The 10,171-nt window shown below is 72.1% G+C and carries 8 protein-coding genes and 1 pseudogene; 4 read left to right on the top strand and 5 right to left on the bottom strand.

Annotated features, from left to right (window positions below; genetic code table 11):
* Together FNH08_RS34220 and FNH08_RS34225 are read left to right on the top strand one after the other, a co-directional pair.
* A pseudogene (locus FNH08_RS34220) lies at positions 1 to 286 on the top strand (DUF2264 domain-containing protein); the annotation flags it as partial.
* Between the two features lie 6 nt (positions 287 to 292).
* Positions 293 to 2,293, top strand: a complete 2,001-nt coding sequence (locus FNH08_RS34225; protein ID WP_152775415.1) for a PE-PGRS family protein — start codon at positions 293 to 295, stop codon at positions 2,291 to 2,293.
* On the opposite strand, the gene FNH08_RS34230 is transcribed toward FNH08_RS34225, so the two are convergent.
* A complete protein-coding gene (locus tag FNH08_RS34230; RefSeq protein ID WP_152775416.1) occupies positions 2,283 to 3,710 on the bottom strand; it encodes a hypothetical protein in 1,428 nt (475 codons plus the stop codon). The genes FNH08_RS34225 and FNH08_RS34230 overlap by 11 nt on opposite strands.
* A 143-nt stretch (positions 3,711 to 3,853) precedes the next feature.
* On the opposite strand from FNH08_RS34230, the gene FNH08_RS34235 reads away from it, so the two are divergent.
* The gene (locus tag FNH08_RS34235; RefSeq protein WP_152775417.1) at positions 3,854 to 4,618 is read left to right on the top strand and encodes an isocitrate lyase/PEP mutase family protein; all 765 of its coding nucleotides are present in this window, start codon (positions 3,854 to 3,856) and stop codon (positions 4,616 to 4,618) included.
* Here FNH08_RS34235 and FNH08_RS34240 read toward each other — a convergent pair.
* The 4 genes from FNH08_RS34240 to FNH08_RS34255 all read right to left on the bottom strand — a co-directional run bounded on the left by FNH08_RS34240 (position 4,590) and on the right by FNH08_RS34255 (position 8,202).
* The gene (locus tag FNH08_RS34240; RefSeq protein ID WP_152775418.1) at positions 4,590 to 5,408 is read right to left on the bottom strand and encodes an alpha/beta fold hydrolase; all 819 of its coding nucleotides are present in this window, start codon (positions 5,406 to 5,408) and stop codon (positions 4,590 to 4,592) included. The two genes, FNH08_RS34235 and FNH08_RS34240, sit on opposite strands and share 29 nt — an antisense overlap.
* A complete protein-coding gene (locus tag FNH08_RS34245; protein ID WP_152775419.1) occupies positions 5,405 to 5,995 on the bottom strand; it encodes a TetR-like C-terminal domain-containing protein in 591 nt (196 codons plus the stop codon). Before FNH08_RS34245 ends, FNH08_RS34240 begins: the two co-directional genes overlap by 4 nt.
* An 89-nt stretch (positions 5,996 to 6,084) precedes the next feature.
* Complete coding sequence (locus FNH08_RS34250) at positions 6,085 to 6,609, bottom strand: hypothetical protein (protein WP_152775420.1); 525 nt, start codon at positions 6,607 to 6,609, stop codon at positions 6,085 to 6,087.
* Positions 6,610 to 6,882: 273 nt separating this feature from the next.
* Positions 6,883 to 8,202, bottom strand: coding sequence for a jacalin-like lectin (locus tag FNH08_RS34255; RefSeq protein ID WP_152775421.1), 1,320 nt, complete (start codon positions 8,200 to 8,202; stop codon positions 6,883 to 6,885).
* Between the two features lie 253 nt (positions 8,203 to 8,455).
* Between FNH08_RS34255 and FNH08_RS34260 the strand changes: the two genes are divergently transcribed.
* Entirely contained in the window at positions 8,456 to 10,018 is a 1,563-nt protein-coding gene (locus FNH08_RS34260; protein WP_152775422.1) for a hypothetical protein, read from the top strand.
* Positions 10,019 to 10,171 lie beyond the last annotated feature (153 nt).

The raw sequence follows: 10,171 nt of genomic DNA on the forward strand, positions 1-10,171 counted from the left end.
GGTCACCGGGTGGTCGGCGGGGGACGGTGTGCGGGCGGAGCTGTCGCCTGTTCTCGGTCTGAGCGACGACCTCACGGGCCTCACGGGCTACGGGGACACCCTCTTCGTCGCGCTGGCCCGCCTCACCGCTGAACCGGACCCCGTGCCCCTGGCGGACACCGTGACCGTGCGGGCGGACGGGACAGGGGAGTTGACGGTCCGCTGGAGGGAAGGAACCGAAGTCCGCGTGAGGTTGGGCGACTTCCAAGTGGACGTCGGCGCCGGGGAGCCCCGTCGGGCAGGATGATCTCCCATGAGGGGTGGGAGAGACGAACTCGCGGAGTTGTTGCGCCGCGCCGGGCTGGACATCGTGGGTGACTGGCGGGTCGAGGAGGTGCTTCCTCCCGCCGTCGCATGGCGCCGTGTCATCGGGTCCGAGGTCGAGCCGACGGTGAAGGCCGGGGCGGACCGGCCCGATCAGGCCGGTGAGGTCAACCGCCAGTGGCACCGGTTGGCGTCCGAGACGGGCGTCCTCGGTGCGGACGGGGTGTTCCTGATCTCCGTCGCCGGCGACGGGGCACCCTGCGCGGGCGGGCTCTGGACCCGCGTCCGGCTCACCGCGGAGTGGGATCTCGCCGGAGTGCTGGGCGGGCCGGCCGGGCAGCCGGAGTTCCTCACTGTGGCGGCGGACGGGGACGCGCTGGTGGCGGTCACGAACGAGGGGGACTCGGTCCGGCTGATCGCCGAGGACCGGATCAAGGAGCGGCAGGAGGCGGCCGCGCAGGCCGCCGCCCGGGAGACACCGCAGGAGCGGGAGGCTGCCTGGGAACGGCTGCTCCAGGGGCCGCAGCCCACAGAGGAACTGCTCGACGCGTGGGCCTGCGGGCTCTCGCTCAACCCGGCGGCTCCGCCGGACCTGCGCGTCGGCCTGCTGGGCAGATCCCCGTACGTTCTGTACTGCGCGCTGCCGACGGAGGTCGTGGACGCGGCCCTCGCCCACCCGGACTGGAAGCTCCGGCAGGATACCGCCCAGTACCAGCCGAACGTCTCACCCGAGCAGTGGGCCCGCGTGATCCTCGGCGAGCAGGACGAACGGCATCGGTGGATCCTCACCATGCTGGCCGCGGACCGCTGGGACGAACTCACGGAGGACACCTGCCACAGGCTCGCCGCCGATCCGTCCCCGCGTGTGCGTTCCGAGACCGCCCGCCTCAAGTGCCTGCCCGCCTCCCTGTCGGTGGCCCTGGCCGCCGACCCCGACGGCGGTGTGCGGTGCGCGGCCTGCCGGGCGGCCTGGCCGCACCTCGTCGCCTCGGCGCGGGAGGCTCTGCTGACCGATCCCCATGACGGGGTGCGCGCGAGGGCCCTGCTGCTGCACCACCAGGAGCACCCGATGCCCCGGTCGGTGTTCGAAGGCCAGGACGTCATGCGGGACGCGCTGGAGACCTGCCGCCTGGAGCGAGACCTCGCCGAACACCTCGCACGGAACGGAGAGCCGGCCGAGCGCCGCGCTCTGGCCGGCAACCCGCGCCTGGACCCGGACCTCGTCGCCCTCCTCGGCGAGGATCCCGACCACGGCGTCCGCTGGGAGGTGTCGATACGGGCCGACCTCACCGAGGAGCAGCGCGCCGGCGTCCGCATCGACTTCGACCCGGGCATCCACCACCACGCCCTCGACTGGGTCAGGGCACTCCACGACGACCACGACGCCATGCGCCGTCTGGCCGCCTCCTCCCACCCTCTGGTGCGCAGGAGCGTCGCCCGGGCCCGGCACCTGCCGCCGGACGTCGTCGCGACGCTCGCCCGCGACGAGGACCGCGTCGTGCACCTCTTCCTCGCCGAATCCTGTGACGACGCACCCGCCGACCTGCTCATGGAGGTGTGGCAGTGGTGGACCGGCAGTCTCTCCTGCCCCGACCGCCCGCACGGCCATCCCAACTTCCCCCGTGAGGGCCTCCTGCGGTACGCCGACGACCCGAACCCGCGCATGCGCAGGCTGGCCCTGGACGACCCGGAGTCGGACCCCGGCCTGGTGGAGCGACTCAGCCGGGACCCGAGCGCCGAAGTGCGGTACCGCGCCGCGACCGACCCACGGCTGCCTGCCGCTTGCGCGGCGCGGCTGCTCGAGGACCCCCACGACCACGTACGTCACGCGGCCGCGCTCCACCCCCGCCTGCCGGTCCGCGTCCTGACCCCTCTGCTGGGGGACACCGGCGGGGCGGAGACGGCCGCGCGGAATCCGGCGCTGCCCGTGGAGGTCATGCGCCGGATGGCCGAGCGGATGCGCGACAGCGCGACCGGGGTCACGGGGTGAGGCGGGCGATCGTCAGGGACGTGGCGGTCGGGGACGCCCCGGTGAGGGCGGTCGCGTAGGACGGGGTGACCGGGACGTACGCCCAGGTCAGGGTGCCGTCCTTGAGGACCGCGATGTCACCGGTGAGGCGTGACTTGACGACCTTGTCCGCGCTCTTGGCCTTGCCGTTCCAGTCGACCAGGCGGAAGTGGGTGCCCGTGAAGGTGCCGGTGCAGGTGCCGTTGGCGCACTTGGCGTTCTTCAGGGACTCCCAGGAGACGAGGAGGCGGTCCTTGCCGTACGGGGCGACACGGACGTTGACGTTCTCCGTGCCCTTGGCGCTGGTCAGGTAGACCGGCTTGCCCGCGGGCGTGTTGCGGTTCTTCAGGAACGCCACCGCCACCTGGTGCGTGCTCGTCCTCGGCTTCACCGTCCAGCCGCGGCCACTGGAGTCGTCCGGGTTCTTCTTGGCGGAGGCCGCGCCCCGCGAGGCGAAGGCGGTGGCGTAGCGGCCGGTGGACGACTTCACCAGGTCGCCGGTGCGGCCGGCGAACGTGCCGCCGCAGTAGCCCGCCCAGCACTGCTCGCGCTGCACGACCGGTGCGTTGTCGGGGGCGCCTATGCCCGTGGAGACGAACAGGCCCGAGCGCCAGTCGTCGAAGCAGAGGGAGGTGAAGGCCCCCGACGTCTCCGCGTGCAGGGCGATGCCCTCGTTGTGGGAGCAGCCCCAGCCCCAGCCGCCGCTCAGCTTGGCGCCCTTGGAACTGACGTACTGCATCTTGTCGCCGAAGTGGCCGTCGGCGAAGCCGCCCGCGCCGTGGACGACGAAGTACGCGCCGTACTTGGTGCCGTTCCAGGTGAGCTGGCCGTCGAGGAGCGGGGCCGTGTCGTTGGAGGACTTGCCGGTCAGCTTGGTGCGCCAGGCCTGCTTGCCGTTCTTGTAGCGGACCAGCGCCGCGGCCGTCTCGTTCCACTTGTTGCTGTCGGAGACGCGGGTCAGCAGGGCGAAGCCGTCGTTGTGCGCGACCAGGCCGCCGACCTCCTTGGTGCCCTTCACGACCGTGTCCGCGCCCGAGCGCTTCCCGGCGGCGGTCAGCGGGGTGACGTGTACGCCGTCCTTCGCGGGCCACGCCACGCGCAGGGTGCCGTTCGGGGCCGCGGCCGTGGCGGTGCGCGTCCACTCGCGGGTGTTGTTGTAGCCGGCGGAGAGGTAGGGGAACTTGGCCGGCAGCTTCACGGCGGTGGTGGTGGCGGTGAGGCCGTCCACGGTGGGGGAGGCCGCGTTGGTCGAGGCCGTGGTGGTGGTCGCCGTGGCGGTCGCGTACCAGGCCCCGGCCAGCAGGCCGGCCGCCGCGAGGACGCCGATGACGGGCTTGCGGGCGACGTGGCGGCGGCGGTGCGTCGGTGCGGGTTGTGCGGTGGGTCTCGCGGATGTCATGGCCTCTTGTTGCCACAGGTACGGGAGGGGTTGCTGTGACGAGCGCCACAGGGATGGTTCGTCCGCTGCCACCGGGACGGTTCGTCCGCTGCCACAGGGATGGTTCGGCCGACGCCGAAACTTCCGGCTCCTAGCGTTTCTGCATGACCTCCTTCGCCGATCTCCACCATGGCGACTCGCCGTTGCTCCTGCCCAACGCCTGGGATCACGCGTCCGCGGTGGCGCTCGCAGGCATGGGGTTCGCCGCGATCGGGACGACCAGCCTGGGGGTCGCCGCGGCTGCGGGTCTCCCCGACGGGGCGGCGGCGACACGGGAGTTGACGCTCCGGCTGGCCCGGACGCTCGGCGCGGAGCCCTTCTTGCTGTCCGTCGACGCGGAGGGCGGTTTCAGCGACGACCCGGACGAGGTGGGCGAGCTGGCCCGCGAACTCCACGCCGCTGGGGCCGCGGGGATCAACATCGAGGACGGGCTCGGTGATGCCGGGCTGCACGCCGCGAAGATCTCCGCCGCCAAGTCGGCCGCGCCCGGCCTCTTCGTGAACGCCCGCACCGACACGTACTGGCAGGGAGACGGCGCGGGAACCCTCCAGCGCCTCGACGCCTACCAACAGGCAGGCGCCGACGGCGTGTTCGTGCCCGGCCTGAGCGAACCGGCCACGATCACCTCGCTCGTACGCTCCCTCGACGTGCCGCTCAACATCCTCTACTCACCCACCGGACCCACCCTCGCCCAACTCGGCGACCTCGGAGTCCGCCGCGTCAGCCTGGGCTCGCTGCCGTACCGACGGGCGTTGGGCGCGGCCCTCGAAGCCGTCGCCGACATCCGGGCCGGGCGCCCGCCGCGGGGCCCGACGCCGGCGTACGACGAGGTGGCGGCCCTCAGCCCACCGGAAGCAGCGTTTCCGTGAGCCGGCCGGCGACCTCGACCGGATGCGTGACGGCGCCGATGTGACCTCCGGGGAACTCCGCGAGCGCGCCCCCGCCTGCCTCGGCGACGGACTCGGCCGTGTGGTGGAGGAGCAGGCCCCGGGAGTCGTGTCCGAAGGCGAGCGTGAGACGGCCGGAGCCGCGCCGGAGGGCGACCGGGTCCGGTGCGTACGCCGTGAACTGGCGCAGGACGTGGGTGAGGAAGAGGCCCATGGGCGTCGCCGGACGCACGTCGGCGTCCGCTTCGGCAGCGGGCGGCCGTGCTGCCCGGCCCCGCTCCGGGTCCGCCGCCACCCCGCTCGGCTCCTCCAACCCGGCCTGGAGCCGGACCATCGCCGCCTCGATGCCCGCCGCCCGGTACGTCTCGTACACCTCCCGGAACATCGCCAGGTGCCGCGCTGCGTCGGGCAACGCGCCCACGCACGGCGGCTCGTGCGCGACGACGTGCCGCAGCCGCTCCGGATGCCGGGCGAGCAGGTCGAGCACGGCGATGCCGCCGGAACTGCTCCCGAAGGCGTACGCGGACGCGCCGTCCGGCAGCACGGCGTCGAGCACGCGCCGGGCGCCGTCGCTCCATGCCTCCACCCGCTGGTCCCCGAAGGACTTGCCGAGGTGTCCGTGCGCGAGGCCCATCGGGTCGTACGTCACGACGGTGAACCGTTCGGCGAGCCGCTCCACGAACGCGTCCAACCCCATGGGGTGCCCCGCGCCGCCGGGGACGACGAGCAGCACGGGTCCGTCGCCGCAGACGTCGAAGTGCGGCTCACTCATGCGTCCTTCTCCTTCTGGTCGCGGCGGGGCCAGTGCTCCAGCGCAACGTGCAGGGCGGCGACGGCTTGTTCCCAGGACGCCCGTACGTCACGGGGGGCGCCGAAGCCGCCGCTCGCCTCCAGGGCGCAGTAGCCGTGGAAGGTGCTCCGCAGCAGGCGTACGGCGTCCGTGAGGTCGGGCTCCTCGAGGCCGTAGGCGCGCAGCATGCCGTACGTGATCTCGGCGGTGCGGCGGAGGGCGGCCGAGTCGGCGACCAGGTTCTGGTCGATCCGGATCTGGGTCGCCGCGTACCGCCCCGGCCGCTCAAGCGCGTACTCCCGGTAGGCGTCGGCGAAGGCGGCCAGGGCGTCCTTGCCGGCGCGGCCGGCGACCGCGGCGGCGATACGGTCGATCATCTCGCCCCCGGCCAGGAACGCGACCCGCGTGCGCAGGTCCCGCAGATTCCTGACGTGCGCGTACAGGCTCGCGTCCTTCACCCCGAACCGCCGCGCCAGCGCGGACAGCGTGACGTTCTCGAACCCGACCTCGTCGGCGAGGTCGGCGGCGGCCGCGGTGAGGCGGTCGGCGGTGAGTCCTGCGCGGGCCATGACCGCGTTCCTCCACAGTGAGTAAACCTAGTGCCTCTAGGTTACAGCCTGTAGAGGGTAGCTTCTCGCTGTGGGATGAGGGTCTGCGGTCAGGCGGTGCGGCAGAGCGCCGCTGGGTCGGCGAGTGCCGCGGCGCGGGCCACGGTCGCGTGCACGGGACGGGCGGTGCCGGCGGTGGCCGCGATCTGCGAGCGGTTCCGTGCGAAGACGACGAGACGCAGCACCGCGAACCGCGCAACACCGGCGAGTGCGGAGGCGGACAGGTAGACGACCTGCTCGAGCACCGCACCGGGTTCCGCCACCAGCTGCTGCAGGACAAGCATCGCCACGCAGGTCACCGCATACGCGGCCGCCGCGGACCCGGCTGACTGCGCATGCTGGCGCCAGGTCGCGCGCCCGCCCGCGCCGAAGGTGAAGCGGGCGTGCAGTTCGGTGGCGAGGAGCGTGGACGTCACGGTGATCAGGGCGTTGGCCAAGGCCCAGGGAATCCAGGAGGCGAGGGCCGCCACGGCGAAGCTGGAGGCGAGCCCCACTCCGCCGCCGCAGAGCACGAAGCGGGCGAAGGCGGTGAAGGCGCTGGGTGCCGCCTGCTGCCGGCTCTGCGCTGTCTCCATGATCTGACCCCCCTTGATCGCTCACTCCGGCTGTTTCCTGCATCGGAAACGCTACGTTGCATTCATAGATCAGGCAACAGATTTGTTGCGCAGAGATTCTGTTCACGCAGGTGAAAGCAGAGAAATCGTTGCAATGACTTATGTTCATTGCAACGAACTGTAGACTCTTTTGTTGCAATGGATTGAAGGTGAACGCTCAGCCGGAGGCGCCGGTCGGGCATGAAAAACGGCGCCCCACCGGGGCGCCGTTCTGGAGTTTTTCCGTGCGGGCACTCAGCTGATCGGCGCGTACAGCACCCCCAGCTTGTCGATCTCGTCGCCCGCGCGGCCCGTGAAGCCGGCGATCTGCCAGCCGGAGGGGGCGGTGAAGGTCTTCGCGTCGGACGTCGCCGTGCCGGAGGAGAGGGAGCGGCCCTTGTCGGTCGTGAAGGCCGCGGAGAAGAGCCTGGTGCGGCCGTCCTTCTGGCCCTGGGTCAGCTTCACCGAGGTCAGGTGTTCACCCGAGGCGAGGGTCAGTGAGGTGGCCGTGCCGCCGGTGCCGCCGTGGGACAGGACCGTGCCGTCGCCGTGGCTCAGCGACACCGCGTCCAGGCGCGAGCCACCGCGCAGGGTGAGGGTGCGCGGCGACACGGTGGAGGGCAGGTCGTCCGCGTCGTTGAAGGCCGTGCCGTGCGGGCCACCGAAGAAGTCGCTCGCCCGCAGGGACGGGTCGAGGGTGTAGGAGAAGTCGACCGTGTGCGGGAAGTGGTCGGAGAGGTGCTTGCCGTCGGAGCGGAGGAACGACTTCCAGTCGTTGTTGTAGCGGGTGGCGTTGAGGGCGACCAGGTCGCTGCCGCGGTAGAGGACCTTGTCGACGACCTCGCAGTCGTTGGTCGGGGCCGCCGAGTCGCAGACCAGCGCGTCGCTGCCCTGGGCCGGGGGCGTGCCGCCCTTCACCAGTTTCACCCACGCGTCCGTGAGGCCGTTCTCGTTGACGAGCGTGCGGATGTTGTCGCCGGAGCGCGTGTAGCGGGTGTTGGTGTCGCCCATGACGATCACGGCGTTGCCCGCGGAGTTCGCCTGGATGAAGTCCGACAGTTGCTCGACGTTCGCGCGGCGGGCGGCGAGGGCGTCGTCCGTGTCGTCGGCGTTGGTGTGCACGTTGTAGAGGTCGACGAAGACGCCCTCGGCGAGGCGGACCCGGGCGAGCGAGAACCCCTTGGGGGTCAGGCAGTTCGTGCCCGTGCAGTTGTTCCACTTCACCCGCTCGAAGTCCTCGAAGGCGTGATCCGAGAGGGTGTTCATGCCGTCGCCGAACGCGGCTCCGCCGCTGGTCGCCGTGCGGTACGGGTGGGAGTCGTTCGCGTACAGCGACGCGTGGTAGTTGAAGTCCTCCTGCACGTTCACGATGTCGTACGGCCCGAGACGCTGGCCGATCAGCGGGGTGTTCGTCTCCGGGTCGCTGTCGCCGAGGCCGAGGGGGAGGCCCGCGATGTTGTACGTGAGGACGTTGAAGGTGCCGGAGTCGGCGGCGGCCGCGGGCGCCGAGCCGGTGGTGGCGAGGCCCGTGACGGCCAGCGCACCGGCCACCAGGGCGCCGAAGAGTCTTCTCATGGGGGGTGTCTCCTGGGGGAGGAGGGAACGGAGAGAAAAGGTGAGCGACACTCAGCTTGACCCGAACAGTGTGACCCACGAGGTCAGTTGAGAGAACAGAGAAGGGAGAGGAAGGGAACTCGGTGGGTGAGTCCGTACGACCGCTGGGCGGTTTATGGGGACGACAGATCGTCATCGGGGTGGTTACGATGCGGGAGATGAAGAACTTCTCCCCGTACGGATTGGGGGAATCGTTCGCGCAAGGTGAGTGCTGATGGCACATCACTTCGCGAACCGGATTCCGGCCCACCTGCTGATGTGGCAGCGCGTGCGCGAGTACGCCGTGCCACCGTCCATGATCGAGACCGCGACCGCACGGCGTGTGGTCGGTGACTGGGCGGGGGCCTGCGCCGCCGCCCGGGTCGACGTCGATCTCGATCTGCGCGCCGTGCGCCACCGCCACGGCACCGATCTCGTCACCCGCCTCCGTGCGGATCTGCGTCGGCTGGCGCCGGATCTGCTCCGCTGGCACATGCCCCGGATCGCCCCCGACGGGCGGCTCCGGCCCGGCCTCACCCTCTCTCTGGCCCGTTACATCGGTTCCGGCGCCACGCCGCTGCAGTTGGTGGTGCGGACTCCGCCGGCCTGGGCGGACGCCGGACAGCGGATGTCGCTGGCCCTGTGGGAGGGGTCCGGGAAAGACGCCCCCGGTCACCATCCGCACCCGCATCCCGAACGGCGTTTCCGGCTCGACCTGCACAGGCATCTCTGGGACGCCGGGCGCAGCGGCGAACTGGGGCGGCGGTGCGGTGCGGGCGGGGCACCATCCATGGCGCCGCCCGATCGGCCCCACGTACCCGGCAGGCCAGGCCCGCCGGGTACGTGGGGTTGCGCGGCCCGTCGCGACCTGCCGGAGCTGCCGGATCGGCCCACCGTTCGCGATGCCCCGTGGGCGGTGGCCAGTTGGGCCGCCGAGGCTGAGCTGCTGTTGCGGGCGGAGGGGCGCCCTCGCGGGGCCTTCACCGTGCGGCTCGGTGCGCGGAGCCGGGCCGTGCTCGAACTCGTCGCCCCCGACGACAGCCATGCCCCGACGTTCCGGACGCTGCGGCAGGAACTGTCGCCGCAGGACGTCGCGGCGCTTCCGGTGCTACCGGAGGCGGCGGCCCGGGTGCTGCCGGATCTGGAGCTGCTGCGGGCCGGGCTCGTCGCGCCCGAGCGGCTGCACCCGCTCGTCGCCGCGGCACTGGCTGCGTCCGGCCCGGTGGCGGCGTCCGGCTCGTCACCTGCGGCCGGCCCCGCCCCCGAGCCCGGCGATCCGCACCGGGGCGATCCGCACCGCGTGGAGTGCCGGGGCGAGGTCCACCGGATCGCGCTGCGGGACGGGGTGCTGACGGCGATCGATCACGACCCGGGCCAACTGCGCCGGGAGGAGCTGCTGGTGGCGCTCGGCGGGCCGGCACTGCCCTGCCTGCGGGCGATCGAAGCGGTGCACCGCAACCCGGAGGCCCTGCCCGCGGTCCGGGAGCGACTCGGCCACGGTGACGTCGCCGGGGCGCTGGCTGTGGTCGAGGGGCTGCTCGGGCCCGGTGCGATCCTGCGCGACGGGCCGCTCCGGGAGGAACTGGAGTCTGCCGCGGCTCGCCGTATCGACCACGGGCTCTTCCGCTCGGGGCTGGTCGCTGTGCACCCCGGTGCCGGCGCGGCCGGGGGCTGGAACGCCTTGGACGGAGGGCACACGGAGGCGGGGCACCGTCCCCGGCTCGACCGCCGTACGCCTCTCGCGGTGCGCCGCAAGCGGAGCAGCCGGGCCCGGCCCCGCACCGGCCTGTACCGCTGACCGGCTGCGCCCACAGAAGTCACAGAAGTCACAGAAGTCACCGAAGTTCCTTCCCCGTACTGCGCGTTCCGCGCCGCACGCCTCCACGACCATCCCGGACGGGCCGTCCCGTTCCCTTCTCCCACCCCAGGTGATGCCCATGACCTCCAGCAC

Origin of the sequence: Streptomyces spongiae, from assembly GCF_009377185.1 — a bacterium.
GTDB lineage: Bacteria > Actinomycetota > Actinomycetes > Streptomycetales > Streptomycetaceae > Streptomyces > Streptomyces spongiae.

Coding starts and splice junctions, on each gene's coding strand:
- FNH08_RS34260 (WP_152775422.1), top strand. CDS start 8,456: ATGGCACATCACTTCGCGAACCGGATTCCGGCCCACCTGCTGATGTGG.
- FNH08_RS34225 (WP_152775415.1), top strand. CDS start 293: ATGAGGGGTGGGAGAGACGAACTCGCGGAGTTGTTGCGCCGCGCCGGG.
- FNH08_RS34250 (WP_152775420.1), bottom strand. CDS start 6,609: ATGGAGACAGCGCAGAGCCGGCAGCAGGCGGCACCCAGCGCCTTCACC.
- FNH08_RS34235 (WP_152775417.1), top strand. CDS start 3,854: ATGACCTCCTTCGCCGATCTCCACCATGGCGACTCGCCGTTGCTCCTG.
- FNH08_RS34245 (WP_152775419.1), bottom strand. CDS start 5,995: ATGGCCCGCGCAGGACTCACCGCCGACCGCCTCACCGCGGCCGCCGCC.
- FNH08_RS34255 (WP_152775421.1), bottom strand. CDS start 8,202: ATGAGAAGACTCTTCGGCGCCCTGGTGGCCGGTGCGCTGGCCGTCACG.
- FNH08_RS34240 (WP_152775418.1), bottom strand. CDS start 5,408: ATGAGTGAGCCGCACTTCGACGTCTGCGGCGACGGACCCGTGCTGCTC.
- FNH08_RS34230 (WP_152775416.1), bottom strand. CDS start 3,710: ATGACATCCGCGAGACCCACCGCACAACCCGCACCGACGCACCGCCGC.